This is a genomic window from Streptomyces sp. NPDC007945, assembly GCF_042958885.1.
Taxonomy (GTDB): domain Bacteria; phylum Actinomycetota; class Actinomycetes; order Streptomycetales; family Streptomycetaceae; genus Streptomyces.
Genome location: NZ_JBIBJV010000007.1, coordinates 119,862 through 145,563, shown reverse-complemented (window position 1 = coordinate 145,563; position 25,702 = coordinate 119,862). Strand labels below are relative to the sequence as shown.

Annotated in this window: 24 protein-coding genes; 21 read left to right on the top strand and 3 right to left on the bottom strand. The window is 72.2% G+C overall.

Annotated elements, in window-relative coordinates:
• The 16 genes from pgsA (at window position 1) to ACFZCF_RS22895 (ending at window position 15,917) form a co-directional block, all read left to right on the top strand.
• On the top strand, window positions 1–669 hold the full coding sequence (gene pgsA, locus ACFZCF_RS22970; protein ID WP_388446838.1) for a phosphatidylinositol phosphate synthase: 669 nt from the start codon (window positions 1–3) through the stop codon (window positions 667–669).
• A complete protein-coding gene (locus ACFZCF_RS22965; protein WP_388446835.1) occupies window positions 666–1,568 on the top strand; it encodes a phosphatidylinositol mannoside acyltransferase in 903 nt (300 codons plus the stop codon). Before pgsA ends, ACFZCF_RS22965 begins: the two co-directional genes overlap by 4 nt.
• Window positions 1,565–2,719 carry a glycosyltransferase family 4 protein gene (locus ACFZCF_RS22960; protein WP_388446833.1) on the top strand — a complete coding sequence of 385 codons (1,155 nt, stop codon included), beginning with the start codon at window positions 1,565–1,567 and terminating at the stop codon, window positions 2,717–2,719. Before ACFZCF_RS22965 ends, ACFZCF_RS22960 begins: the two co-directional genes overlap by 4 nt.
• 247 nt (window positions 2,720–2,966) lie before the next feature.
• Window positions 2,967–3,602 carry an MBL fold metallo-hydrolase gene (locus ACFZCF_RS22955; protein WP_391288430.1) on the top strand — a complete coding sequence of 212 codons (636 nt, stop codon included), beginning with the start codon at window positions 2,967–2,969 and terminating at the stop codon, window positions 3,600–3,602.
• An 11-nt stretch (window positions 3,603–3,613) separates the two neighbouring features.
• Window positions 3,614–4,156 carry a hypothetical protein gene (locus tag ACFZCF_RS22950; RefSeq protein WP_388446827.1) on the top strand — a complete coding sequence of 181 codons (543 nt, stop codon included), beginning with the start codon at window positions 3,614–3,616 and terminating at the stop codon, window positions 4,154–4,156.
• A 135-nt stretch (window positions 4,157–4,291) separates the two neighbouring features.
• Window positions 4,292–5,200, top strand: coding sequence for a pyridoxal 5'-phosphate synthase lyase subunit PdxS (pdxS, locus tag ACFZCF_RS22945; protein ID WP_030745427.1), 909 nt, complete (start codon window positions 4,292–4,294; stop codon window positions 5,198–5,200).
• Window positions 5,201–5,206: 6 nt separating this feature from the next.
• Complete coding sequence (gene pdxT, locus ACFZCF_RS22940) at window positions 5,207–5,797, top strand: pyridoxal 5'-phosphate synthase glutaminase subunit PdxT (protein ID WP_388446823.1); 591 nt, start codon at window positions 5,207–5,209, stop codon at window positions 5,795–5,797.
• 63 nt (window positions 5,798–5,860) lie between these two features.
• Complete coding sequence (locus tag ACFZCF_RS22935) at window positions 5,861–6,613, top strand: YebC/PmpR family DNA-binding transcriptional regulator (RefSeq protein WP_388446820.1); 753 nt, start codon at window positions 5,861–5,863, stop codon at window positions 6,611–6,613.
• A 119-nt stretch (window positions 6,614–6,732) separates the two neighbouring features.
• The gene (ruvC, locus tag ACFZCF_RS22930; protein WP_388446817.1) at window positions 6,733–7,263 is read left to right on the top strand and encodes a crossover junction endodeoxyribonuclease RuvC; all 531 of its coding nucleotides are present in this window, start codon (window positions 6,733–6,735) and stop codon (window positions 7,261–7,263) included.
• A complete protein-coding gene (gene ruvA, locus ACFZCF_RS22925; protein ID WP_388446814.1) occupies window positions 7,260–7,892 on the top strand; it encodes a Holliday junction branch migration protein RuvA in 633 nt (210 codons plus the stop codon). The genes ruvC and ruvA overlap by 4 nt, the downstream gene beginning before the upstream one ends.
• 38 nt (window positions 7,893–7,930) lie before the next feature.
• Window positions 7,931–9,025 carry a Holliday junction branch migration DNA helicase RuvB gene (ruvB, locus tag ACFZCF_RS22920; protein ID WP_391288425.1) on the top strand — a complete coding sequence of 365 codons (1,095 nt, stop codon included), beginning with the start codon at window positions 7,931–7,933 and terminating at the stop codon, window positions 9,023–9,025.
• Window positions 9,026–9,227: 202 nt separating this feature from the next.
• Window positions 9,228–9,662, top strand: a complete 435-nt coding sequence (gene yajC / locus ACFZCF_RS22915) for a preprotein translocase subunit YajC (RefSeq protein ID WP_388447359.1) — start codon at window positions 9,228–9,230, stop codon at window positions 9,660–9,662.
• Window positions 9,663–9,810: 148 nt separating this feature from the next.
• The gene (gene secD / locus ACFZCF_RS22910; protein ID WP_388446808.1) at window positions 9,811–11,592 is read left to right on the top strand and encodes a protein translocase subunit SecD; all 1,782 of its coding nucleotides are present in this window, start codon (window positions 9,811–9,813) and stop codon (window positions 11,590–11,592) included.
• A 1-nt stretch (window position 11,593) separates the two neighbouring features.
• Complete coding sequence (gene secF / locus ACFZCF_RS22905) at window positions 11,594–12,670, top strand: protein translocase subunit SecF (protein ID WP_388446805.1); 1,077 nt, start codon at window positions 11,594–11,596, stop codon at window positions 12,668–12,670.
• Window positions 12,667–13,218: an adenine phosphoribosyltransferase gene (locus ACFZCF_RS22900; RefSeq protein ID WP_388446802.1), complete on the top strand. Its 552-nt coding sequence runs from the start codon at window positions 12,667–12,669 to the stop codon at window positions 13,216–13,218. Before secF ends, ACFZCF_RS22900 begins: the two co-directional genes overlap by 4 nt.
• Window positions 13,219–13,466: 248 nt before the next feature.
• Window positions 13,467–15,917 carry a RelA/SpoT family protein gene (locus ACFZCF_RS22895; protein WP_391288422.1) on the top strand — a complete coding sequence of 817 codons (2,451 nt, stop codon included), beginning with the start codon at window positions 13,467–13,469 and terminating at the stop codon, window positions 15,915–15,917.
• Between the two features lie 78 nt (window positions 15,918–15,995).
• Here the strand turns inward: ACFZCF_RS22895 and ACFZCF_RS22890 are convergent, their stop codons facing one another.
• Both ACFZCF_RS22890 and ACFZCF_RS22885 read right to left on the bottom strand, forming a co-directional pair.
• Window positions 15,996–17,225, bottom strand: a complete 1,230-nt coding sequence (locus ACFZCF_RS22890) for a DUF349 domain-containing protein (RefSeq protein WP_391288420.1) — start codon at window positions 17,223–17,225, stop codon at window positions 15,996–15,998.
• Between the two features lie 226 nt (window positions 17,226–17,451).
• Window positions 17,452–18,204, bottom strand: a complete 753-nt coding sequence (locus ACFZCF_RS22885; protein WP_388446794.1) for a peptidylprolyl isomerase — start codon at window positions 18,202–18,204, stop codon at window positions 17,452–17,454.
• Window positions 18,205–18,358: 154 nt separating this feature from the next.
• On the opposite strand from ACFZCF_RS22885, the gene ACFZCF_RS22880 reads away from it, so the two are divergent.
• The 5 genes from ACFZCF_RS22880 (at window position 18,359) to rpsD (ending at window position 23,481) form a co-directional block, all read left to right on the top strand.
• Entirely contained in the window at window positions 18,359–19,066 is a 708-nt protein-coding gene (locus ACFZCF_RS22880) for an MBL fold metallo-hydrolase (RefSeq protein ID WP_388446790.1), read from the top strand.
• Between the two features lie 11 nt (window positions 19,067–19,077).
• Entirely contained in the window at window positions 19,078–20,340 is a 1,263-nt protein-coding gene (hisS, locus tag ACFZCF_RS22875; RefSeq protein WP_391288417.1) for a histidine--tRNA ligase, read from the top strand.
• Window positions 20,341–20,486: 146 nt separating this feature from the next.
• On the top strand, window positions 20,487–21,101 hold the full coding sequence (locus tag ACFZCF_RS22870) for a vitamin K epoxide reductase family protein (RefSeq protein WP_388446784.1): 615 nt from the start codon (window positions 20,487–20,489) through the stop codon (window positions 21,099–21,101).
• A gap of 46 nt (window positions 21,102–21,147) precedes the next feature.
• Window positions 21,148–22,497 (top strand): replication-associated recombination protein A, encoded by a 1,350-nt coding sequence (locus ACFZCF_RS22865; protein ID WP_388447357.1) that lies wholly within the window; start codon window positions 21,148–21,150, stop codon window positions 22,495–22,497.
• Window positions 22,498–22,866: 369 nt separating this feature from the next.
• Entirely contained in the window at window positions 22,867–23,481 is a 615-nt protein-coding gene (gene rpsD, locus ACFZCF_RS22860; protein WP_043228069.1) for a 30S ribosomal protein S4, read from the top strand.
• 34 nt (window positions 23,482–23,515) lie between these two features.
• Here rpsD and ACFZCF_RS22855 read toward each other — a convergent pair whose 3' ends face one another.
• Entirely contained in the window at window positions 23,516–25,672 is a 2,157-nt protein-coding gene (locus ACFZCF_RS22855) for an ATP-binding protein (protein ID WP_391288415.1), read from the bottom strand.
• Window positions 25,673–25,702 lie beyond the last annotated feature (30 nt).

Genomic DNA, 25,702 nt, shown 5'->3' with positions numbered 1-25,702 from the left:
ATGCTGAACAAGTACGCGCGTGCGTTTTTCACGCGTGTCCTCACACCGTTCGCCGCGTTTCTGCTCCGCCGGGGCGTCAGCCCCGACGCCGTGACACTGATCGGCACGGCGGGAGTGGTCGCCGGTGCGCTGGTCTTCTTCCCCAGGGGCGAGTTCTTCTGGGGCACGATCGTCATCACCCTCTTCGTCTTCTCCGACCTCGTCGACGGCAACATGGCCCGGCAGGCCGGGATCTCCAGCCGCTGGGGCGCCTTCCTCGACTCGACCCTCGACCGGGTCGCCGACGGGGCGATCTTCGGCGGCTTCGCCCTCTGGTACGCGGGCAAGGGCGACGACAACGTGCTGTGCGCGGTGTCGATCTTCTGTCTGGCGAGCGGCCAGGTCGTCTCGTACACCAAGGCGCGCGGCGAGTCGATCGGCCTGCCGGTCGCGGTGAACGGCCTGATCGAGCGGGCCGAACGGCTCGTGATCTCGCTGGTCGCCGCCGGTCTCGCCGGGCTGCACGCCTTCGGCGTGCCGGGGATCGACGTGCTGCTGCCCATCGCGCTGTGGATCGTGGCCGCCGGCTCGGCCGTCACCCTGGGGCAGCGCGTCGTGACGGTACGCAGGGAGTCGGCCGAGGCGGACGCCGCCGCGGCCGCGGGGGGAAACGGGGCGGCGGCGACGTGAGCGCGCTCAAGGACAAGGTGGCCGACGGGCTCTACGGCCTCGGCTGGGCCACCGTCAAGAAGCTCCCGGAACCGGTGGCCAGGGGCCTCGGCCGGAAGATCGCGGACCTCGCCTGGAAGCGGCGCGGCAAGGGCGTGCTGCGCCTGGAGGCCAACCTCGCGCGCGTGGTGCCCGACGCCACGCCCGAGCGCCTCGCCGAGCTGTCCCGGGCCGGCATGCGCTCGTACATGCGCTACTGGATGGAGTCCTTCCGGCTGCCCGCCTGGAGCCGCGAGCGGGCCGCGAACAGCGTCACGATCAAGGGCGAGGACATCCTGAAGGACGCCTTGGCGTCCGACCGCGGCGTGATCGTCGCCCTGCCGCACATGGCCAACTGGGACCTGGCCGGCGTCTGGGTGACCCGCGCCCTCGGCGTCCCCTTCACCACCGTCGCCGAACGGCTCAGGCCGGAGTCGCTGTACGACCGCTTCGTCGCCTACCGCGAGTCCCTCGGCATGGAGGTGCTCCCGCACACCGGCGGCGCCGCCTTCGGGATCCTCGCCCGCCGACTGCGCGGCGGCGGCCTGGTCTGCCTGGTCGCCGACCGCGACCTGTCCGCCTCCGGCGTCGAGGTCTCCTTCTTCGGCGAGGCCGCCCGGATGCCCGCGGGGCCGGCCATGCTGGCCCTCCGGACCGGCGCGCTCCTGATGCCGGTGACCCTCTGGTACGACGACGACCTCATGCGCGGCGAGGTGCACGCGCCCGTGGAGGTGCCCGAGTCAGGTACCCGCGGCGAGAAGGCGTCCCTCATGACACAGGCCCTCGCCGACACCTTCGCCGGGGCCATCGCGGACCACCCGGAGGACTGGCACATGCTCCAGCGCCTCTGGGCGGCCGACCTGGAGGAGCGCACTTCGTGAGGATCGGAATCGTCTGCCCCTACTCCTGGGACGTACCGGGCGGCGTCCAGTTCCACATCCGCGACCTCGCGGAGCACCTGATCCGGCTGGGGCACGAGGTCTCCGTGCTGGCCCCCGCCGACGACGACACCCCGCTGCCGCCGTACGTCGTCTCCGCCGGCCGCGCCGTGCCCGTCTCGTACAACGGCTCGGTCGCCCGGCTCAGCTTCGGCTTCCTCTCCGCCGCGCGGGTCCGCCGCTGGCTGCACGACGGCACCTTCGACGTCGTCCACATCCACGAGCCGACCTCGCCCTCGCTGGGCCTGCTCACCTGCTGGGCGGCGCAGGGCCCGATCGTCGCCACCTTCCACACCTCGAACCCGCGCTCCCGGGCGATGCTCGCCGCCTACCCGATCCTCCAGCCGGCGCTGGAGAAGATCAGCGCCCGGATCGCGGTCAGCGAGTACGCCCGCCGGACGCTGGTGGAGCACCTCGGCGGCGACGCCGTCGTCATCCCCAACGGCGTCGACGTCGGCTTCTTCGCCGGCGCGGAGCCGAAGGCGGAGTGGCAGGGGGAGACGCTGGGCTTCATCGGCCGCATCGACGAACCCCGCAAGGGCCTGCCGGTCCTGATGAAGGCGCTGCCCCGGATCCTCACCGAGCGCCCCGGTGCCCGCCTCCTGGTCGCCGGGCGTGGCGACGAGGAGGAGGCGGTGGCGACGCTGCCGCCCGAGATGCGCTCCCGGGTGGAGTTCCTCGGCATGGTCAGCGACGAGGACAAGGCGCGGCTGCTGCGCAGCGTCGACGTGTACGTGGCGCCCAACACCGGCGGAGAGTCCTTCGGCATCATCCTCGTCGAGGCGCTGTCCGCCGGGGCGCCGGTCCTCGCGGCCGACCTGGACGCGTTCGCGCAGGTCCTGGACCAGGGGGCGGCGGGGGAGCTGTTCGCCAACGAGGACGCGGACGCGCTCGCGGACGCGGCGATCCGGCTGCTCGCCGACCCCGCCCGCCGCGCGGCGCTCAGCGCGCGCGGCTCGGCGCACGTGCGGCGGTTCGACTGGTCGACGGTCGGTGCGGACATCCTGGCGGTGTACGAGACGGTCACGGACGGCGCGGCCGCCGTCGACACGGACGAGAAGACCACCGGCCTCCGCGCCCGCCTGGGTCTGTAGACCCGCGCGCCGCCGTCCCCGTGGGCGTACGTCCGCGAGGGCGGGGCGGGTGGGCTCCGGGACGGCGCCCCTCCGCGGGCCCGGGCTCTCCGCGCCTGAACCCGCACCACGAGCACGGCGCACATCCGGTGCGGGTGCGGGCAACGGGTGCGGAGGCACCCGCAGAGGTGCCGTTCCGTCGTGTCCGCCCGTTCCGCCCCTGGCGGAACCCACGCCCACCGCGGGGGCCGTGGCGCACCCTGCTTGCATGATTCACGTCACGCGGCTCGATCTCGGACGCTTCGTCCGCCCCGCCGACGAGTGGGACGGCCCCCACGCGCGCGAGGAGCCCGCCCTCGCGTACCTCGTCCGGCACCCCGCCGGCACCGTGCTGTTCGACACCGGAATGGGCGAGGGCTCGCCGGAGGCCGACGCCCACTACCAGATCGCCCGCCGGCCGCTCACCGTGCCACCCGCAGAGGTCGACGCGATCGTCAACTGCCACCTCCACTTCGACCACATCGGCGGCAACCAGCGCTTCCCCGGCACCCCCGCCTTCGTGCAGCGCCGCGAGCTCGCCACCGCGCGGGCGGGCGCGTACACCATCGACAGCCTCCTGCCCGGCGTCGCCTGGACGGAGATCGACGGGGAGCACGAACTCGCCCCCGGTATACGGATCGTGCCGACGCCGGGGCACGTCGACGGACACCAGTCGCTCGTCCTCGACCACGGCGACCGCGTGACGGTCCTCGCGGGGCAGGCGTACGACACCGAGGCCGAGTTCGGGACGCCGTACCGGCCCTGGCTCGACCGGCTCGCCGCGCTCGCGGACGGCCGGCCGGTGCGCGTCCTGTTCGCCCACGACCACGCCGTCCGGGAAGGGGTGCTGCCACCGCCCGGGTAGCCTGTGCGCCCGTGACCGAAACCCTCATCTGGACCGTCGCCGCGCTGATCCTCATCGGCGTCTACCTCAGCTGGACCGCCGGTCGGCTCGACCGGCTGCACACCCGCATCGACGCGGCGCGCGCCGCCCTCGACGCCCAGCTGCTCCGCCGCGCCTCGGTCACCCAGGAACTGGCCACCTCCGGAGTCCTCGATCCGGCCGCCTCGATCGTGCTGTACGAGGCGGCGCACGCGGCCCGGCAGGCCGAGGAGGACCACCGCGAGGTCGCCGAGAGCGAGCTGAGCCAGGCCCTGCGCGCGGTCTTCGGCGAGCCGGAGCAGGTGGAGGTCGTCCGCGAGGCGCCCGGCGGCGAGGAGGCGGCCGGGGAACTGGCCGCCGCGGTCCGCCGCGTCCCCATGGCCCGCCGCTTCCACAACGACACCGTCCGGGCCGCCCGCGCGCTGCGCCGCCACCGCAAGGTCCGCTGGTTCCGCCTCGCGGGCCACGCGCCCTTCCCGATGGCCTTCGAAATGGACGACGAGCCGCCGGTGGCCCTCGCAGATCGCCCTTCGTGATCCACTCCGGCCTCCGATTCAACCGAAAACGATCCACAGGCTGCACATTGGCCCTTGATGTGGACCCCTCGTGGACTGTTTCCTCGCTCTAGTCGTCAACGTCCCGTTGAACCCGTTGTCACGAGTGAGGTTCCCGTGTCCAGCTCCACCACCCCCCAGTCCCCCGAGACCGGCACCGCGCGCGTCAAGCGCGGCATGGCCGAGCAGCTCAAGGGCGGCGTGATCATGGACGTGGTCAACGCCGAGCAGGCGAAGATCGCCGAGGACGCCGGCGCCGTGGCCGTCATGGCCCTGGAGCGGGTCCCCGCGGACATCCGCAAGGACGGCGGCGTCGCCCGGATGTCCGACCCGAACATGATCGAGGAGATCATCGGCGCGGTCTCCATCCCGGTGATGGCCAAGTCCCGCATCGGCCACTTCGTCGAGGCCCAGGTCCTCCAGTCCCTCGGCGTCGACTACATCGACGAGTCCGAGGTCCTCACCCCGGCCGACGAGGTCAACCACTCCGACAAGTGGGCCTTCACCACCCCCTTCGTCTGTGGCGCCACCAACCTGGGCGAGGCCCTGCGCCGCATCGCCGAGGGCGCGGCCATGATCCGCTCCAAGGGCGAGGCCGGCACCGGCAACGTCGTCGAGGCCGTCCGCCACCTGCGCCAGATCAAGAACGAGATCGCCAAGCTGCGCGGCTTCGACAACAACGAGCTCTTCGCCGCCGCCAAGGAGCTGCGCGCCCCGTACGAGCTCGTCAAGGAGGTCGCCGAGCTCGGCAAGCTCCCCGTCGTCCTGTTCTCCGCCGGTGGCGTCGCCACCCCGGCCGACGCCGCGCTGATGCGCCAGCTCGGCGCCGAGGGCGTCTTCGTCGGCTCCGGCATCTTCAAGTCCGGCGACCCGGCCAAGCGCGCCGCCGCCATCGTGAAGGCCACCACCTTCTACGACGACCCGAAGGTCATCGCGGACGCGTCCCGCAACCTCGGCGAGGCCATGGTCGGCATCAACTGCGACACCCTCCCCGAGTCCGAGCGCTACGCCAACCGGGGCTGGTAAGCACCGATGAGCACCACCCCCGTGATCGGAGTCCTGGCCCTCCAGGGCGACGTACGGGAGCACCTGATCGCCCTGGCCGCGGCGGACGCCGTGGCCAGGCCGGTTCGGCGCCCCGAAGAGCTCGCCGAGGTCGACGGCCTGGTCCTCCCCGGCGGCGAGTCCACCACCATCTCCAAGCTGGCCGTCCTCTTCGGCCTCATGGAGCCGGTCCGCGAGCGGATCGCCGCGGGCATGCCGGTCTACGGCACCTGCGCCGGCCTGATCATGCTCGCCGACAAGATCCTCGACCCGCGCTCGGGCCAGGAGACCTTCGGCGGGATCGACATGATCGTGCGCCGCAACGCCTTCGGACGGCAGAACGAGTCCTTCGAGGCGGGCGTCACCGTCGCCGGGATAGACACGCCCGTCGAGGGCGTCTTCATCCGCGCCCCGTGGGTCGAGTCCGTCGGGGCCGGGGCCGAGGTGCTCGCCGAGCACGAGGGCCACATCGTGGCCGTCCGGCAGGGCAACGCGCTCGCGACCTCGTTCCACCCGGAGCTCACCGGCGACCACCGCGTCCACGGGCTTTTCGTCGACATGGTGCGCGCCGAGCGGTGAACGAGTCCCGGTAGGATCACTGGGGTTCGTTCAAGAAGTTGGTTACGCGAAGGAGACAGGCAGATGTCCGGCCACTCTAAATGGGCTACGACGAAGCACAAGAAGGCCGTGATCGACGCCAAGCGCGGCAAGCTCTTCGCGAAGCTGATCAAGAACATCGAGGTCGCGGCCCGCACGGGCGGCGCCGACCCGGACGGCAACCCGACCCTCTTCGACGCCATCCAGAAGGCCAAGAAGTCGTCCGTTCCCAACAAGAACATCGACTCGGCCGTCAAGCGCGGCGGCGGCCTCGAGGCCGGCGGCGTCGACTACCAGACGATCATGTACGAGGGCTACGGCCCGAACGGCGTCGCGGTGCTCATCGAGTGCCTCACCGACAACCGCAACCGCGCCGCCTCCGACGTGCGCGTCGCCATGACCCGCAACGGCGGTTCGATGGCCGACCCGGGCTCCGTCTCGTACCTGTTCAACCGCAAGGGCGTCGTCGTGCTCCCCAAGGGCGACCGGACCGAGGACGACGTCCTGGAGGTCGTGCTCGACGCCGGCGCCGAGGAGGTCAACGACCTCGGCGAGTCCTTCGAGGTCGTCAGCGAGGCCACCGACCTGGTCGCGGTCCGCACCGCGCTCCAGGAGGCCGGCATCGACTACGACTCGGCCGAGTCCAGCTTCGTCCCGACCATGCAGGTCGAGCTCGACGAGGAGGGCGCGCGCAAGATGTTCAAGCTGATCGACGCGCTGGAGGACAGCGACGACGTGCAGAACGTCTTCGCCAACTTCGACGTCAGCGACGAGGTCATGGAGAAGGTCGACGCCTGAGCGCGGCCTTCCCGACAGCGGGCCGACGGGGAACACACCCCCGTCGGCCCGCTGCGTTGTCGGTGGCACCCGATAGCCTGCACGAATAGCTGATCGAAGGATCCGAGGGAGGGGCGGGCGTGCGCGTACTGGGGGTGGATCCCGGGCTCACCCGGTGTGGCGTCGGCGTCGTCGAGGGCGTCGCGGGACGACCGCTGACCATGCTCGGGGTCGGCGTGGTCCGCACCCCCGCCGAGGCCGACATCGGCCACCGCCTCGTCGGCATCGAGCGCGGCCTCGAAGAGTGGATCGACCGCTTCCAGCCCGAACTGGTCGCCGTGGAGCGGGTGTTCAGTCAGCACAACGTCCGTACGGTGATGGGCACCGCCCAGGCCAGCGCGGTCGCCATGCTCTGCGCCGCCCGGCGCGGCATCCCCGTCGCCCTGCACACCCCCAGCGAGGTCAAGGCCGCCGTCACCGGCTCGGGACGCGCCGACAAGGCCCAGGTCGGCGCCATGGTCACCCGGGTGCTGAGGCTCGCCGCCCCGCCCAAGCCGGCCGACGCCGCCGACGCCCTCGCCCTCGCCATCTGCCACATCTGGCGCGCCCCCGCCCAGAACCGCCTCCAGCAGGCCGTCGCCCTGCACGCCTCGAAAGGCCGCACGTCATGATCGCCTTCGTCAGCGGCCCGGTCGCCGCCCTCGCCCCCACGACCGCCGTCGTCGAGGTCGGCGGCGTCGGCATGGCCGTCCAGTGCACGCCGAACACCCTGGCGGGCCTCCGGGTCGGCGAGCACGCCCGGCTCGCCACCTCCCTCGTCGTCCGCGAGGACTCCCTCACCCTGTACGGCTTCGCCGACGACGACGAGCGCCAGGTCTTCGAGCTGCTCCAGACCGCCAGCGGCGTCGGCCCCCGGCTCGCCCAGGCCATGCTCGGGGTCCACAGCCCCGACGCGCTCCGCCTCGCCGTCTCCACCGGCGACGAGAAGGCCCTCACGGCCGTCCCCGGCATCGGGAAGAAGGGCGCCCAGAAGCTCCTCCTGGAGCTCAAGGACAAGCTCGGCCAGCCCCTCGGCAGCAGCGGCCTCGTCGGCCAGCAGCGTGCCGTCGCCACCGGCCCGGCCCCCTGGACCGAACAGCTCACCGCCGCCCTCGTCGGCCTCGGCTACGCGGGCCGCGAGGCCGAGGAGGCCGTCGCCGCCGTCACCCCGCAGGCCGAGGCCGCGCTCGCCGAGACCGGCTCCGCGCCGGTGCCCCAGCTGCTGCGCGCCGCCCTCCAGACGCTCAACCGAGCCCGCTGACCGCGGCCGACCCCGCCCGTACGAAGGAAGACACCACCGTGAACTGGGACGACGACGAGACGGCGACCGCGGCCGAGGAGCGGATCGTCGGCGCCGCCGCCGAGGGCGACGACCAGGCCGTCGAGGCCGCCCTGCGCCCCAAGGACCTCGGCGAGTTCATCGGCCAGGAGAAGGTCCGCCAGCAGCTCGACCTCGTCCTCAAGGCGGCCCGCCAGCGCGGCGCCACCGCCGACCACGTGCTGCTCTCCGGCGCCCCCGGCCTCGGCAAGACCACCCTCTCGATGATCATCGCCGCGGAGATGAACGCGCCGATCAGGATCACCTCGGGCCCCGCCATCCAGCACGCCGGCGACCTCGCCGCGATCCTCTCCTCCCTCCAGGAGGGCGAGATCCTCTTCCTCGACGAGATCCACCGGATGTCCCGGCCCGCCGAGGAGATGCTCTACATGGCGATGGAGGACTTCCGCGTCGACGTCATCGTCGGCAAGGGCCCCGGCGCCACCGCCATCCCCCTCGACCTGCCGCCCTTCACCCTCGTCGGCGCCACCACCCGGGCCGGCCTGCTGCCGCCCCCGCTGCGCGACCGCTTCGGCTTCACCGCCCACATGGAGTTCTACGAGCCGCACGAGCTGGAGCGGGTCGTGACCCGCTCCGCCGGCCTCCTCGACGTCGTCATCGACCCGGCCGGCGCCGCCGAGATCGCCGGCCGCTCCCGCGGCACCCCCCGCATCGCCAACCGGCTGCTGCGCCGGGTCCGCGACTACGCCCAGGTGAGGGCCGACGGAGTGATCACCCGCGACATCGCCGGCGCCGCCCTCGGCGTGTACGAGGTGGACAACCGCGGCCTCGACCGCCTCGACCGGGCCGTCCTGGAGGCCCTGCTGAAGCTCTTCGGCGGCGGCCCCGTCGGCCTCTCCACCCTCGCCGTCGCCGTGGGGGAGGAGCGCGAGACCGTCGAGGAGGTCGCCGAACCCTTCCTCGTACGGGAGGGACTCCTGGCGCGCACGCCCCGCGGCCGGGTCGCCACACCGGCCGCGTGGACCCACCTCGGACTGGTCCCCCCGCAGGCAGCGGGCCCGGCGGGCGCCGGCGGAGCGGCGGGCTCCGGACAACAGGGGCTCTTCGGCGCCTGAGGTCGCTGTGACGGGTGGGTGACGGCGCGGAGTCTCGCCCGAGGAGGAACCACGGTGCCATGCTGGGCGTTGTTCCATCGATGCGGACTCGCCTAGACTCCGCCGATGCCGCCCTTTCTGGTCGGCGTACCCACCCCCGAAGACCAGGCCGCGGGTTCTCCGTGACCGTGCGAAGGATTTCCGTCCCGTGAATAACATCGGCATGCTCCTCCCGTTCATCGTGCTCATCGGGGCGATGTTCCTGATGACCCGCTCTGCCAAGAAGAAGCAGCAGCAGGCGGCGGAGATGCGCAACCAGATGCAGCCCGGCACCGGCGTACGCACGATCGGGGGAATGTACGCCACCGTCAAGGAGATCCAGGACGAGACCGTCCTGCTCGAGGTCGCGCCCGGCGTCCACGCCGTCTACGCGAAGAACGCCATCGGCGCGGTCCTCGACGACGCCGAGTACAACCGGATCGTCCACGGCGACACCGACGAGGACGCCGCCGACGACTCCGAGACCGTCGTCCCGGACGACGCCTCCTCGCTGACCGAGGCCGCCGACGAGGCGCCGAAGGCCGATCTGACGAAGAAGTCGGACCCGGCCGAGGTCGAGAAGGACGGCAAGGGCGACGGCGAGACCGAGGCGAAGTAAGCCGCGACCGGCACCGCGGCCCCACGCCCACCGGCGCGGCCGCGGCCGGACACGGTCCGACGTCTGCGGGGGATGGTCCCCACACACACTTCGTGGCCTCCGTGCGCCCACCCGGCGCACGGACGGTTTGGACAGGGAGAAACGACAGGTGGCAGCACCGAAGAAGGGCCGAAGGCCGGCGGGGGGACAGAGCCGGCCCGGCCGCGCCCTGGCGCTCATTCTGATCGCCATGGTCGCGCTCACCGGCGGCATGTTCTGGTCGGGGCACACCACCCCGCGCCTCGGCATCGACCTCGCCGGCGGCACGTCGATCACGCTCAAGGCCAAGGCGGAGCCCGGCCAGGAGTCCGCGGTCAACGAGACCAACATGAACACGGCGGTCGGCATCATCGAGCGCCGTGTCAACGGTCTCGGCGTCTCCGAGGCCGAGGTCCAGACGCAGGGCCGCGAGAACATCATCGTGAACATCCCCAAGGGGACGAACGAGAAGCAGGCCCGCGAGCAGGTCGGCACCACCGCCCAGCTCTACTTCCGGCCCGTCCTCGCGGTCGCGGCCGCCGCGCCCGAGGCCGCGCCGACGGCGACCCCTTCGGGATCGGCGACGCCGAAGCCCTCCGCTTCCGCCTCCGCCTCGGTGGGCGAGAAGAAGTCGGCCACGCCGACCGCCACCGCCTCCACCCAGGGCCGTGCCCTCTCCGAGGCCCTCAAGGCCCCGGGCGCCACCGGCACCCCCACTCCCACCGGCTCCGCCTCCGGCGCGCCGAAGGCGAGCGCCACGCCGAAGGCGAGCGGCACCCCGCAGCCGACCCCGTCGGCGGACGCCGGCACCGCCGCCCTCCAGCAGAAGTTCGCCACGCTGAACTGCCTGGACCCCAAGCAGCGCACCGCCGCCGCGGCCGGTACCAAGCCCGCCGACACGATCGTCGCCTGCGGCAAGAACGCGATCGACCAGTGGGAGAAGTACATCCTCGGCCCCGCCGAGGTCGAGGGCCGTGACGTCGACGACGCCAAGGCGGCGATCGACCAGCAGACCGGCCAGTGGATCGTGGACATGGAGTTCACGGACGCCGGCTCGAAGAAGTTCCAGTCGATCACCGGCAAGCTCTCGCAGCAGACCGAGCCGCAGAACCAGTTCGCGATCGTCCTCGACGGCGAGGTCGTCTCGGCGCCCCGCGTCCAGACCACGCTGAGCGCCAACGCCCAGATCTCCGGCAGCTTCAACCAGCAGTCCGCCCAGGACCTCGGCAACATCCTGGCCTACGGCGCCCTGCCGCTCTCCTTCGACACCCAGAGCGTCGACACCGTCACCGCCGCCCTCGGCGGCGAGCAGCTGGAGGCCGGTCTCATCGCCGGCGCCATCGGCCTCGCCCTGGTCATCATCTACCTGGTGGTCTACTACCGCGGTCTGTCGTTCATCGCGATCCTCAGCCTCGGCGTCTCCGCCCTGCTCACCTACGTGATCATGGCCCTGCTCGGCCCGGCCATCGGCTTCGCGCTGAACCTGCCGGCCGTCTGCGGCGCCATCGTCGCCATCGGCATCACCGCGGACTCGTTCATCGTGTACTTCGAGCGCATCCGCGACGAGATCCGCGAGGGCCGCACCCTGCGGCCGGCCGTCGAGCGCGCCTGGCCGCGCGCCCGCCGCACCATCCTGGTCTCCGACTTCGTGTCGTTCCTCGCCGCCGCGGTGCTCTTCATCGTCACCGTCGGCAAGGTTCAGGGCTTCGCGTTCACGCTCGGCCTGACCACCCTGCTCGACGTCGTCGTGGTGTTCCTCTTCACCAAGCCGGTGATGACCCTGCTCGCCCGCACCACGTTCTTCGGCAACGGCCACAAGCTGTCCGGCCTGGACCCGAAGAGCCTCGGCGCCAAGCCGCCGCTGCGCCGCACCCGCCGTACGACCGCCCCCGTCGACCCGAAGGAGGCGTGAGATGTCGAAGCTCGGAGATCTCGGCGCCCGGCTCCACCGCGGTGAGGTCGGCTACGACTTCATCGGCAACCGCAAGATCTGGTACGGCCTGTCGATCCTGATCACGATCACGGCCATCGCCGCCCTGGCCGTCCGCGGCCTCAACATGGGCATCGAGTTCCAGGGCGGCGCCGTCTTCACCACCCCGAAGACGGCCGTCTCCGTCAGCCAGGCCACCGAGTACGCGGAGGAGGCCTCGGGCCACGACGCGATCGTCCAGCAGCTCGGCAACGGCTCCCTGCGCATCCAGGTCGGCGGGCTCGACACCGAGCAGTCCGACCAGGTCCGCACCGAGCTGGCCAAGGACCTGAACGTCGCCGAGGACAAGATCGCCGCCGAGCTGGTCGGCCCCAGCTGGGGCGAGCAGATCGCCAACAAGGCGTGGACCGGCCTCGGCGTCTTCATGATCCTCGTGGTGATCTATCTGGCGATCGCCTTCGAGTGGCGCATGGCCGTCGCGGCACTGATCGCGCTGATCCACGACCTGACGATCACGGTGGGCATCTACTCGCTCGTCGGCTTCGAGGTCACGGTCGGCACGGTGATCGGTCTGCTGACCATCCTCGGTTACTCGCTGTACGACACCGTCGTCGTCTTCGACTCGCTCAAGGAGCAGACGAAGGACATCACGAAGCAGACCCGCTTCACCTACAGCGAGCTGGCCAACCGCTCGATCAACGGCACCTTGGTCCGCTCGATCAACACCACCGTGGTGGCGCTGCTGCCCGTCGCCGGCCTGCTCTTCATCGGCGGCGGCGTCCTCGGCGCCGGCATGCTGAACGACATCTCGCTGTCGCTCTTCGTGGGTCTGGCCGCCGGTGCCTACTCCTCGATCTTCATCGCCACCCCGCTCGTCGCCGACCTCAAGGAGCGCGAGCCGGCGATGAAGGCCCTGAAGAAGCGGATCCTCGCCAAGCGGGCCACCGCCGCCGCCCGCGGCGAGGACGGCCTGGACGACGGCACCGACGCCGGCGAGGCCGCGGTCGTCGGACCGCGCACCGCCGCCCGCCGGGGCCGCGCCGGGGAGCGCCGAGGATGACCGCCGAGGCCCAGGACGTGACCGGCCTGCTGCTCAGCCGGATCCGCGACGTCCCCGACTACCCGAAGCCGGGCGTGCTGTTCAAGGACATCACGCCGCTGCTCGCGGACCCGGAGGCGTTCACGGCCCTCACCGACGCCCTCGCCGCGCTGTGCTCCGCGCACGGCGCGACGAAGATCGTCGGCCTGGAGGCCCGCGGCTTCATCCTCGCGGCGCCGGTCGCCGTCCGCGCGGGCCTGGGCTTCGTCCCGGTCCGCAAGGCCGGCAAGCTCCCCGGGGCCACGCTCCGGCAGGCGTACGAGCTGGAGTACGGCACCGCCGAGATCGAGGTGCACGCCGAGGACCTGGCCGCGGGCGACCGCGTCATGGTCATCGACGACGTCCTCGCCACCGGCGGCACCGCCGAGGCCTCCATCGAGCTGATCCGCCGCGCCGGCGCCGAGGTCGCCGGCGTCGCGGTCCTCATGGAACTGGGCTTCCTCCCGGGCCGCAGCCGCCTGGAACCCGCCCTGAAGGGCGCTCCGCTCACCGCGCTGATCACCGTCTGAGAGACGGCCCGCCCGGATCCGACGGATTCCGGACCAGGGGCGGCCCCGGGAATTCCCGGGGCCGCCCTCGGCGTTTGCGCGGGTACGTTCGCGGAAGGGGCCCGGAGAAGGGGTTCCCGGCCGCGTTCCGTCACCCGGGTGCGTGAGCACGGGGCCCCGTGGCTCGATACGATGGCCTTTCCGGGCCTGACCGGGGGACCCGGAACCTCCCCCGGATCGCGTCCGGGGAGATCCCAGAGGAGCGCTCTTTGCCAGACGAGGCCCAGTCACTCTCCGCCGCGCAGCCCGACCCCGAGGCCCAGCAGGCCGCGCAGGGAACCGGCACGCCCCAGGACAAGCCCGCGGAGACCAGGCCGAAGCCTGCTGCGCCCGCTCCCGCGCCGACCCCCGCGCCCACCCGCTCCGGCGGGTCCTCCAACCGGGTGCGCGCCCGCCTCGCCCGGCTCGGGGTGCAGCGCTCGTCTCCGTACAACCCGGTGCTCGAACCCCTGCTGCGGATCGTCCGCTCCAACGATCCGAAGATCGAAACGGCCACTTTGCGCCAGATCGAGCGCGCCTACCAGGTCGCGGAGCGCTGGCACCGGGGCCAGAAGCGCAAGAGCGGCGACCCGTACATCACCCATCCGCTCGCCGTCACCACCATCCTCGCCGAGCTCGGCATGGACCCGGCGACGCTGATGGCCGGCCTCCTGCACGACACCGTCGAGGACACCGAGTACGGCCTGGAGGACCTGCGCCGCGACTTCGGCGACCAGGTCACGCTGCTCGTCGACGGCGTCACCAAGCTCGACAAGGTCAGGTTCGGCGAGGCCGCGCAGGCCGAGACCGTCCGCAAGATGGTCGTCGCCATGGCGAAGGACCCCCGGGTCCTCGTCATCAAGCTCGCCGACCGCCTGCACAACATGCGCACCATGCGCTACCTCAAGCGGGAGAAGCAGGAGAAGAAGGCCCGCGAGACCCTGGAGATCTACGCCCCGCTGGCCCACCGGCTGGGCATGAACACCATCAAGTGGGAGCTGGAGGACCTCGCCTTCGCGATCCTCTACCCCAAGATGTACGACGAGATCGTCCGGCTCGTCGCCGAGCGCGCCCCCAAGCGGGACGAGTACCTCGCGATAGTGACCGACGAGGTCCAGACCGACCTGCGCGCCGCCCGCATCAAGGCGACCGTCACCGGCCGCCCCAAGCACTACTACAGCGTCTACCAGAAGATGATCGTCCGCGGCCGTGACTTCGCGGAGATCTACGACCTGGTCGGCATCCGCGTCCTCGTGGACACCGTCCGCGACTGCTACGCGGCCCTCGGCACCGTCCACGCGCGATGGAACCCGGTCCCCGGCCGGTTCAAGGACTACATCGCGATGCCGAAGTTCAACATGTACCAGTCGCTGCACACGACGGTCATCGGCCCCAACGGCAAGCCCGTCGAGCTGCAGATCCGCACCTTCGACATGCACCGCCGCGCCGAGTACGGCATCGCCGCGCACTGGAAGTACAAGCAGGAGGCCGTCGCCGGCGCCTCCAAGGTCCGCACCGACGTCCCGAGGAACACGGGCAAGGACGACCACCTCAACGACATGGCGTGGCTGCGCCAGCTCCTCGACTGGCAGAAGGAGACCGAGGACCCGGGCGAGTTCCTGGAGTCCCTCCGCTTCGACCTCTCCCGCAACGAGGTCTTCGTCTTCACGCCCAAGGGCGACGTCATCGCGCTGCCCGCAGGCGCCACCCCGGTCGACTTCTCCTACGCCGTCCACACCGAGGTCGGGCACCGCACCATAGGGGCCCGGGTGAACGGCCGCCTCGTGCCGCTCGAATCCACCCTCGACAACGGCGACCTGGTCGAGGTGTTCACCTCCAAGGCCGCCGGTGCCGGGCCCTCCCGCGACTGGCTCGGCTTCGTCAAGTCCCCGCGCGCCCGCAACAAGATCCGCGCCTGGTTCTCCAAGGAGCGCCGCGACGAGGCCATCGAGCAGGGCAAGGACGCCATCGCGCGGGCCATGCGCAAGCAGAACCTGCCGATCCAGCGGATCCTCACCGGCGACTCCCTCGTCACCCTCGCCCACGAGCTGCGCTACACCGACATCTCCTCGCTGTACGCGGCGATCGGCGAGGGCCACGTCACGGCCCAGTCCATCGTGCAGAAGCTGGTGCAGGCGCTCGGCGGCGAGGAGGCCGCCACCGAGGACATCGACGAGACGGCGCCGCCCACCCGCGGACGTTCCAAGCGGCGCTCCAACGCCGACCCGGGCGTGGTCGTCAAGGGCGTCGAGGACGTGTGGGTCAAGCTCGCCCGCTGTTGCACCCCGGTGCCCGGCGACCCGATCATCGGCTTCGTCACCCGCGGCAGCGGCGTCTCGGTCCACCGCAGCGACTGCGTCAACGTCGACTCGCTGTCCCGGGAGCCGGAGCGGATCCTGGAGGTCGAGTGGGCCCCGACCCAGTCCTCGGTCTTCCTGGTCGCCATCCAGGTCGAGGCGCTGGACCGCTCCCGGCTCCTCTCGGACGTCACGCGGGTCCTCTCGGACCAGCACGTCAACATCCTCTCGGCGGCCGTCCAGACCTCCCGCGACCGGGTGGCCACCTCCCGCTTCACCTTCGAGATGGGCGACCCGAAGCACCTGGGGCACGTCCTCAAGGCGGTCCGGGGCGTCGAGGGCGTGTACGACGTCTACCGCGTGACCAGCGCGCGGCGCCCGTAGCCGTTCGCCCGGTACGTACGAGGAAGGGCCCCCGGCGCGTGCCGGGGGCCCTTCCTCGTACCGCTGTCTCCCGCCGGATCAGCCGCCGAACTCCTGCAGGCCCTTCAGGGCCTGGTCGAGCAGGGCCTGGCGGCCCTCCAGCTCCTTGGCGAGCTTGTCGGCCTTGGCGTCGTTGCCCGCCGCCCGGGCGGCGTCGATCTGCTTGCGCAGCTTCTCGACGGCGTCCTGGAGCTGGCCGGTGAGACCCGCGGCACGCGCGCGTGCCTCCGGGTTGGTGCGGCGCCACTCGGCCTCCTCGGCCTCCTGGATCGCCCGCTCCACCGCCTGCATCCGGCCCTCCACCTTCGGGCGGGCGTCGCGCGGCACGTGGCCGATGGCCTCCCAGCGCTCGTTGAGCGCGCGGAAGGCGGCGCGGGCGGCCTTGAGGTCCGTCACCGGCAGCAGCTTCTCGGCCTCGCCGGCGAGCTCCTCCTTCAGCGCCAGGTTCTCGGTCTGCTCCGCGTCCCGCTCGGCGAAGACCCCGGACCGGGCCGCGAAGAAGACGTCCTGGGCCCCGCGGAAGCGGTTCCACAGGTCGTCCTCGTGCTCGCGCTGCGCGCGCCCCGCGGCCTTCCACTCGGCCATGAGCTCGCGGTAGCGGGCCGCGGTCGCGCCCCAGTCGGTCGAGTTCTGCAGCGCCTCGGCCTCGGCGGCCAGGCGCTCCTTGGTCTTGCGGGCCTCCTCGCGCTGCGCGTCGAGCTGGGCGAAGTGGGCCTTGCGGCGCTTGGAGAAGGCCGAGCGGGCGTGCGAGAAGCGGTGCCACAGCTCGTCGTCGGACTTGCGGTCCAGCCGGGGCAGGCCCTTCCAGGTGTCCACGAGCGCCCGCAGCCGCTCGCCGGCGACCCGCCACTGCTCGCTCTGCGCCAGCTCCTCGGCCTCGGTGACCAGGGCCTCCTTGGCGGAGCGGGCCTCGTCGGCCTGCTTGGCCTTCTGCGCCTTGCGCTCCTCGCGGCGGGAGTCCACCGTCGCCACGAGCTGGTCCAGGCGGGCGGAGAGCGCGGCCAGGTCGCCGACGGCGTGGTGCTCGTCGATCTGCTGCCGGATGTGCTCGATCGCCGTCTGGGCGTCCTTCGCCGAGAGGTCGGTGGTCTTCACCCGCTTCTCGAGGAGGCCGATCTCGACAACCAGGCCCTCGTACTTGCGCTCGAAGTAGGCCAGCGCCTCCTCGGGGGTGCCCGCCTGCCAGGATCCGACGACCTTCTCACCCTCGGCCGTCCGCACGTACACGGTGCCCGTCTCGTCGACACGGCCCCACGGGTCGCTGCTCACAGCGCCTCCTCACCATGATGCCCTCGTCGGGGTGGTGACCCCCGGGCATCGTCCACAGTTCCTGGGCGGGCCTCGCCCGCCTTCGCCGCGCGGCCGACGATCGGACCGCGCCGCACAACGCCAATCTAGGCGAACGGCGGCCCGGCTGTCCGCACTCGGCGCCACCGAAATTCCACGGTGACGCGGGTGCCGACCTCCGGGCCGCCGTCCGCCGCCGCCCCCGGCGTCACTTCGCGGAGACGGTCGCCTTCTCGATGGTGACCGGCTTCTTCGGGGCCCCGTCGCCCTGCCCGCCCTCGACGCCCGCGGCGCCGACCTTCTGCACCGCCGCCAGACCGGCCGCGTCGATCGTGCCGAAGGGGGTGTACTGCGGCGGCAGCTTCGAGTCCTTGTAGACGAGGAAGAACTGCGAGCCGCCGGTGCCGGGCTGTCCCGTGTTGGCCATGGCGACCGTGCCGGCCTTGTAGGTCACCTTGCCGTCGGCGCCGGCCTTGCCCAGGGCGTCGAGGTTCTCGTCCGGGATCGTGTAGCCGGGGCCGCCCATGCCGGTGCCCTCGGGGTCGCCGCACTGGAGGACGAAGATGCCGGCGGTGGTGAGCCGGTGGCACTTGGTGCCGTCGAAGTACTTCTTGTCGGCGAGGTGCTTGAACGAGTTCACCGTGCGCGGGGTCTTCGCCGCGTCCATGGTGATCGTGATGTCGCCCTCGTTGGTCTTCAGGGCCATGGCGTACGCGCCCTTGGCCTCGATGCCCATCTTCGGCTCGCCGGCCGGGGCCTCCGCCTCGGTGTTCTTGGAGTCGTCCCCCAGGAACTGCACCGAGGCGTACACCGCTCCGCCCGCGGCGAGCACCACCGCGAGGGAGGCCGCGATCACCGCGGTGCGGCGTTTGGCCTTGCGCTGCGCCTCCGCCCGTCGCTGCTGCTGGCGCGCGTACTTGTCCCTGGCGAGCTGCCGCCGCCGCTGATCGCTGGTGACCACCGGGTCCGCTCCTTGTCGGTCGTGTGTTCCTGTCCTGGCCGGATGTGCCCGTACCGTATACGGGTTGGCTGTGGAATACGCAGCGCCGGTAGGCTCTGATCTGCTGCATTCCGCAAGGCCGCAGTCATCTGCCGGACGACACAGAAGGACGATCGTGCTGATTGCCGGGTTCCCCGCCGGGGCCTGGGGCACCAACTGCTACGTGGTCGCCCCCGCCGCAGGCGAGGAGTGCGTCATCGTCGACCCGGGCCACCAGGCCGCCCAGGGAGTCGAGGAGACGCTGAAGAAGCATCGGCTCAAGCCCGTCGCGGTGGTCCTCACCCATGGCCACATCGACCACGTCGCCTCCGTCGTCCCGGTCTGCGGCGCCCATGACGTACCGGCGTGGATCCACCCCGCCGACCGGTACATGATGAGCGATCCGGAGCGCGCCCTCGGCCGCTCCATCGGGATGCCCCTCATGGGCGAGCTGACCGTGGGCGAGCCGGACGACGTGCACGAGCTCACCGACGGCGCCGCGCTGAAGCTCGCCGGCATGGAGTTCTCCGTCGCGCACGCGCCCGGTCATACCAAGGGGTCGGTGACCTTCCGGACGCCGGAGACGACGGAGATCCCCTCCGTCCTCTTCTCCGGCGACCTGCTGTTCGCCGGCTCCATCGGCCGCACCGACCTGCCCGGCGGTGACATGGACGAGATGCTCGCGTCGCTGACCCGCGTGGTCCTGCCGCTCGACAACTCGACCGTCGTCCTGTCCGGCCACGGTCCCCAGACGACCATCGGCCAGGAGCGCGCCACCAACCCGTATCTGCGGCAGGTGGCCTCCGGCCTCGGGAGCACGGACGCTCCCCGACGAGGAATGTGACGAGAACCTCCGTGAGCACCTTTCAGGCCCCCAAGGGCACGTACGACCTGATCCCCCCGCGCTCCGCCGTCTTCCTGGCGGTCCGGGACGCCATCTCCACCCAGGCGAGGAACGCCGGCTACGGCTACGTCGAGACCCCCGGCTTCGAGGACGTGAACCTCTTCGCGCGCGGCGTCGGCGAGTCCACCGACATCGTCACCAAGGAGATGTACACCCTGACCACGAAGGGCGGCGACCAGCTCGCCCTGCGCCCCGAGGGCACCGCCTCCGTGCTCCGCGCGGCCCTCCAGGCCAACCTGCACAAGCAGGGCAACCTGCCGGTCAAGCTCTGGTACTCCGGCTCGTACTACCGCTACGAGCGCGCCCAGGCCGGCCGCTACCGCCACTTCTCGCAGGTCGGCGCCGAGGCGATCGGCGCCGAGGACCCGGCGCTCGACGCCGAGCTGATCATCCTGGCCGACCAGGCGTACCGCTCCCTCGGCCTGCGCCAGTACCGCATCCTGCTGAACTCGCTCGGCGACAAGGAGTGCCGCCCCGCCTACCGCGAGGCCCTGCAGACCTTCCTGCGCGGCCTCGACCTCGACGAGGAGACCCTGCGGCGCGCCGAGATCAACCCGCTGCGGGTCCTCGACGACAAGCGGGCCGACGTGCAGAAGCAGCTCGTCGACGCCCCGCTGCTCCGCGACCACCTGTGCGACGCCTGCACGGCGTACCACGAGCAGGTCCGCGAGCTGATCACCGCCGCCGGCGTGGTCTTCGAGGACGACCCGAAGCTGGTCCGCGGCCTCGACTACTACACCCGGACCACCTTCGAGTTCGTCCACGACGGCCTCGGCTCCCAGTCCGCCGTCGGCGGCGGCGGACGCTACGACGGCCTCTCCGAGATGATCGGCGGCCCCGCGCTGCCGTCCGTCGGCTGGGCGCTCGGCGTCGACCGCACCGTCCTCGCCCTGGAGGCGGAGGGCGTCGAGCTCGACCTTCCGGCCCCCACCAGCGTCTTCGCCGTGGCGATCGGCGAGGAGGCCCGCCGGATCCTCTTCGGCAAGGTCACCGAGCTGCGCCGGGCCGGCATCGCGGCCGACTTCTCCTTCGGCGGCAAGGGCCTCAAGGGGGCCATGAAGGACGCCAACCGCTCCGGCGCCCGCCTCGCCCTCGTCGCCGGCGAGCGCGACCTCGCCGAGGGCGTGGTCCAGCTCAAGGACATGGAGTCCGGCGAGCAGCGCGCGGTCCCCACGGACGGGATCCTCGACGCCGTCCGGGAACTGCTCGGCTGACGGCCGCATCCCGGGAGAGGGCCCGGTCCGCCACGCGCGGCCGGGCCCTCCCTCATGCCCGGCGCACGCCCGACGGCGTACGCCGTGTTGCAGAATGGCGGGGGCCGCCAGGCTTGCGAGCGAGGGAAAGCGGGAGAAAAGGGCAGATGAGAGACGCCGCTGCGGAGACGACGGGGACGCCGGGGACCATCGGCGCGAGCAAGGGCCTCGCCTGGCTCCTGGTGATCACCGGAGCCGCCGGGCTCCTCGCCGCCTGGGTCATCACCCTCGACAAGTTCAAGCTCCTGGAGGACCCGACCTTCGTCCCCGGGTGCAGCCTGAACCCCATCGTGTCCTGCGGGAACATCATGAAGAGCGAGCAGGCCTCGGTCTTCGGCTTCCCCAACCCCATGCTCGGCCTGGTCACCTACGGCATGGTGGTCGCCATCGGCGCCGGGCTCCTCGCGGGCGCCCGCCACCGCCGCTGGTACTGGCTCGGCCTCAACGCAGGCACCCTCTTCGGCGTCGGCTTCTGCACCTGGCTCATGCAGCAGTCCCTGTACGAGATCAACTCGCTGTGCCTCTGGTGCTGCCTCGCCTGGGTCGCCACCATCGTCATGTTCTGGTACGTGACCTCGCACAACGTCCGCGCGGGCGTCCTCCCCGCCCCGGCCGGCCTGCGGACCTTCTTCGCCGAGTTCACCTGGGTCCTGCCCGCCCTGCACATCGGGATCATCGGCATGCTGATCCTGACCCGCTGGTGGGACTTCTGGACGAGCTGACCGGCGGCACCCGGCTTGTCGGTGGCGTGACCTAGGCTTCATGGACGTGGAGCCCGACCTCTTTACCGCAGCCGCCGAAGAACGCCAGGAGAAGGACCCGACCAGCAGCCCGCTGGCGGTCCGGATGCGCCCCCGCACCCTCGACGAGGTGGTGGGCCAGCGGCACCTGCTCAAGCCCGGCTCGCCGCTGCGGCGGCTCGTCGGGGAGAGCGGCGGCCCCGCCGGCGCCTCCTCCGTGATCCTCTGGGGCCCGCCGGGCATCGGCAAGACCACCCTCGCGTACGTGGTCTCCAAGGCCACCGACAAGCGCTTCGTGGAGCTCTCCGCGATCACCGCAGGCGTCAAGGAGGTCCGGGCCGTCATCGACGGCGCCCGCCGCGCCTCCGGCGGCTACGGCAAGGAGACCGTCCTCTTCCTCGACGAGATCCACCGCTTCTCCAAGGCGCAGCAGGACTCGCTGCTCCCCGCCGTGGAGAACCGCTGGGTCACCCTCATCGCCGCCACCACCGAGAACCCCTACTTCTCGGTGATCTCCCCGCTCCTGTCCCGCTCCCTGCTCCTCACCCTGGAACCGCTCACCGACGAGGACCTCAGCGGCCTCATGGACCGGGCCGTCACCGAGGAGCGCGGACTCGGCGGCGCCGTCGAGCTCCAGGACGACGCCCGCGCCCACCTGCTGCGGATCGCCGGCGGCGACGCCCGGCGCGCCCTCACCGCCCTGGAGGCGGCCGCGGGCGGCGCCCTCGCCAAGGGCGAGCGGGAGATCACGCTGCGGACCGTGGAGGAGGCCGTCGACCGGGCCGCCGTGACGTACGACCGGGACGGCGACCAGCACTACGACGTCGCCAGCGCCCTCATCAAGTCCATCCGCGGCTCCGACGTGGACGCGGCGCTGCACTACCTCGCCCGCATGATCGAGGCCGGGGAGGACCCCCGCTTCATCGCCCGCCGCCTGATGATCTCCGCCAGCGAGGACATCGGCCTCGCCGACCCGCAGGCCCTGCCGCTCGCGGTCGCCGCCGCCCAGGCCGTCGCCATGATCGGCTTCCCGGAGGCCGCCCTCACCCTCAGCCACGCCACCATCGCCCTGGCGCTGGCCCCGAAGTCCAACGCCGCGACGACCGCGATCTCCGCCGCCCGCGAGGACGTCAGGAACGGCCTCGCGGGGCCCGTCCCGGCCCACCTCCGCGACGGCCACTACAAGGGCGCCGCCAAGCTCGGGCACGCCCAGGGGTACGTGTACCCGCACGACGTGCCCGGCGCGATCGCCGCCCAGCAGTACGCCCCCGACGCCCTGCACGGCAAGCGCTACTACGAACCCACCCGCTACGGCGCGGAGGCCCGCTACGCGGACGTCGTGGAGAAGGTCCGCGGGCGCCTGCGGGGCGACGCCTGACCCGCCCTCCCGGGCTGGCCGGGACCGCGGGCGGCGGCGCTCCGGGGAGCCGGTACACTGGTCGGGATCGCTGCGTCCCGTGTCCGGCCCCAGGTCGGCGCCACCAGAGCGGGACAGTCAGCAGGAGACCCGGCCCCCGGGCAGGGTTTCCAGGAGCGTCGCGCACCTCGAAGGTGTCGCGTGCCACCCACCACCCCCCGGGTTCCCGGGACCGGCGGTGGGTCGTTCGCGTGCTGCACGTACGTGCCCAGACCGGGAAGCGGCTGCCCGACAGGTCCCTCGTGGGGCCCGGAGGGTTTTTCCGGCTGCGGATTGCGACCTCCCTAACCACTGGTGAAGCCGTTTTCGTTCAGACAGAGAGGTTGGTTCATGCCGAACCAGGCCCGCCCCAAGGTCAAGAAGTCCCGTGCGCTCGGTATCGCGCTGACGCCGAAGGCCGTCAAGTACTTCGAGGCCCGCCCCTACCCGCCGGGCGAGCACGGCCGCGGTCGCAAGCAGAACTCGGACTACAAGGTCCGTCTGCTCGAGAAGCAGCGTCTGCGCGCCCAGTACGACATCAGCGAGCGCCAGATGGCGCGCGCCTACGACCGTGCCAAGAAGGCCGAGGGCAAGACGGGCGAGGCGCTGGTCGTCGAGCTCGAGCGCCGCCTCGACGCCCTGGTCCTGCGTTCGGGCATCGCCCGCACCATCTACCAGGCCCGTCAGATGGTCGTCCACGGCCACATCCAGGTCAACGGTGGCAAGGTCGACAAGCCGTCCTTCCGCGTCCGTCCCGACGACGTCGTGATGGTCCGCGAGAAGTCCCGCGCGAAGACCCTGTTCCAGGTCGCCCGCGAGGGTGGCTTCGCCCCCGACGGCGAGACCCCGCGCTACCTCCAGGTCAACCTCAAGGCCCTGGCCTTCCGCCTGGACCGCGAGCCGAACCGCAAGGAGATCCCGGTCATCTGCGACGAGCAGCTGGTCGTCGAGTACTACGCCCGCTGATTTCAGCAGCGCGCAGGACTCACCCCCGCGGTGTTCAGCCCGCCGCTTCCCCGCCCTTGCCGGTGGGGGAGCCGGCGGGCTTCCGCGTTCCCGGGACCACCGGCGGACGCGCGGAGCGGAACGGCCGCGGCGCCGCCTCCTCCGGCCGCCCGCCCTCCCCTTCCGCCCGCCGGTCCACGACCGCCCGCTCCACCGTCTCGTCCAGCGACAGCCCCCGGCCGAACCGCAGCGCCTCCGCGTACCGCTCCGCCCCCAGCTCCTCCGCTGCCCGCCCCGCGCACAGCGCCCGCGGCCCGTCGAAGGAGGCGGAGCCGAAGAGCTGGATCCCCACCGCGTCCCACAGCGACAGCGCCGCCCCCTGGAGCACCGCTGCCTCCACCGCGTCGCCCTCGCTCACCGTGACCAGCGCCAGCAGCTCCACGGCGAGGACCACGCCCACCAGGTCGCGGAAGAGGTGGTTGATCGTCACGCACTCCACGAGCAGCTCCCGCGCCCGCGCCGGCGCGCCCCGCGTCCAGGCCGAGTAGGCGAGCACATAGAGCGCGTACGCCCGCGTCCACCGCTCCCCGCGCTCCTCGCAAACCTCCCGCACCTCCCGGCAGATCGCCGTCGCGCCCTCCAGATCGCCCCGGAAGGCCCGCGCCATCGCCAGCTCGACCCGCCCCATGAGCACATTGCTGTTCAGCTCGCCCAGCTCGCCGTACGCGTCGAGCGCCCGGCCCAGCAGCTCCTCGGCGCGCGGGAAGTCGTCCGTGAGCAGCGCCAGACAGCCCATCCGGTGCGTCGCGTACGCCTCCGCCAGCCGGTTCCGCGAGGCCCGTGCCCGCTCCCGGCAGGAGTGCAGGGCCGCCACCGCCGCCGTCGGGTCACCCTGCAGGACCGCCACGTAGCCGAGCACCCACAGCGCCTTCAGCCGCGCCTCCTCGTGTCCCGACTCCAGGGCCAGCGCCCGGTCCAGCCAGTGCCGCCCCTCCGCGAGCCGCCCGCACCCCACCCACGCGAACCAGAGCGTCCCCGCCAGGTGCTGGGCCAGGTGCGCGTCCTCCGGCAGCTCCAGGCACAGGTCGAGCGCCGCCCGCAGGTTCGGCAGCGCCGCCGCGGTCCGCGCCGCCACCTCCGCCTGCCGGGGGCTGAACCACTCCAGCTCGCACCAGGTCGCCAGGCCCATGTACCAGTCCCGGTGCCGCCGCCGCATCCGCTCGGTGTCCCCGAGCTGCGCCAGCCACTCCGCCCCGTACGCCGCCACCGTGTCGAGCATCCGGTAGCCCGGGCCCGCCGCCGTGTCCTCCCGGGTCACCAGCGACTGCGCGAGCAGTCCGCCCAGCACGTCGAGGACCGCGTCCTGCGGCAGGTCCGGGCCCCCGCACACGTACTCCACGGCCTCCAGGTCGAAGGGGCCGGCGAAGACCGAGAGGCGCGCCCACAGCAGGCGCTCCTCGGGCGTGCACAGCTCGTGGCTCCAGCCGATCGCGGTGCGCAGCGTCTGGTGGCGGGGGAGGACCCCGCATCCGCCGCCGAGCAGCCGGAAGCGGTCGTCGAGCCGGGCCAGCAGCTGCTCGACGGAGAGCAGCGGCAGCCGGCCCGCGGCCAGTTCGAGGGCGAGCGGGATCCCGTCGAGCCGCCGGCACAGTTCCCGTACCGACGCGTCGTCGTCGAGGGCGGGCGCGCCGGCCCCGGCCGCCCGGGCGGTGAGCAGCGCGAGGGCGTCCGGCTCGGTCATCGGCGCCAGCCTCAGGACGGCCTCGCCGGGCAGCCGCAGCGGCCGGCGTCCGGCGGCGAGCACGGTCAGCCCGGGGGCGGCGGCGAGCAGCTCGCGGACGAGCGGGGCGCAGGCCTCCACGAGGTGCTCGAAGCCGTCGAGGACGAGGAGCAGGCGGCGTTCGGCGAGGTGCTCCCTCAGCACCTCGCGGGGCGCGCGGCGCGTGTGGTCGGTCAGGCCGAGCGCCTCGATCAGGGCGTGCTCGACGAGCCCGGGGTCGCGCAGCGGGGCCAGCTCCGCGAGCGCGACCTCCTCGCCGGAGCGTTTCTGCACCTCGGCGGCGGTCTTCAGGGCGAGTCGGGTCTTGCCGACCCCGCCCACGCCGAGGACGGTGACGAGCCGTGACTCGGCCAGGAGCGCGGCCAGTTCGGCCCGCTCCCCGGCCCGGCCCACGAACCGGTTGAGCTCCGCCGGGAGGTTGCTGCGTCGCATGGGACACGGAGCGTACTCACCCGCGCGCGC

Excerpts from the sequence above, each read along its gene's own strand:
- ruvA (WP_388446814.1), top strand. The coding sequence starts at position 7,260 with ATGATCGCCTTCGTCAGCGGCCCGGTCGCCGCCCTCGCCCCCACGACC.
- ACFZCF_RS22955 (WP_391288430.1), top strand. The coding sequence starts at position 2,967 with ATGATTCACGTCACGCGGCTCGATCTCGGACGCTTCGTCCGCCCCGCC.
- ACFZCF_RS22870 (WP_388446784.1), top strand. The coding sequence starts at position 20,487 with ATGAGAGACGCCGCTGCGGAGACGACGGGGACGCCGGGGACCATCGGC.
- pdxT (WP_388446823.1), top strand. The coding sequence starts at position 5,207 with ATGAGCACCACCCCCGTGATCGGAGTCCTGGCCCTCCAGGGCGACGTA.
- pgsA (WP_388446838.1), top strand. The coding sequence starts at position 1 with ATGCTGAACAAGTACGCGCGTGCGTTTTTCACGCGTGTCCTCACACCG.
- ACFZCF_RS22935 (WP_388446820.1), top strand. The coding sequence starts at position 5,861 with ATGTCCGGCCACTCTAAATGGGCTACGACGAAGCACAAGAAGGCCGTG.
- ACFZCF_RS22900 (WP_388446802.1), top strand. The coding sequence starts at position 12,667 with ATGACCGCCGAGGCCCAGGACGTGACCGGCCTGCTGCTCAGCCGGATC.
- secF (WP_388446805.1), top strand. The coding sequence starts at position 11,594 with ATGTCGAAGCTCGGAGATCTCGGCGCCCGGCTCCACCGCGGTGAGGTC.
- rpsD (WP_043228069.1), top strand. The coding sequence starts at position 22,867 with ATGCCGAACCAGGCCCGCCCCAAGGTCAAGAAGTCCCGTGCGCTCGGT.
- yajC (WP_388447359.1), top strand. The coding sequence starts at position 9,228 with ATGCTCCTCCCGTTCATCGTGCTCATCGGGGCGATGTTCCTGATGACC.
- ACFZCF_RS22855 (WP_391288415.1), bottom strand. The coding sequence starts at position 25,672 with ATGCGACGCAGCAACCTCCCGGCGGAGCTCAACCGGTTCGTGGGCCGG.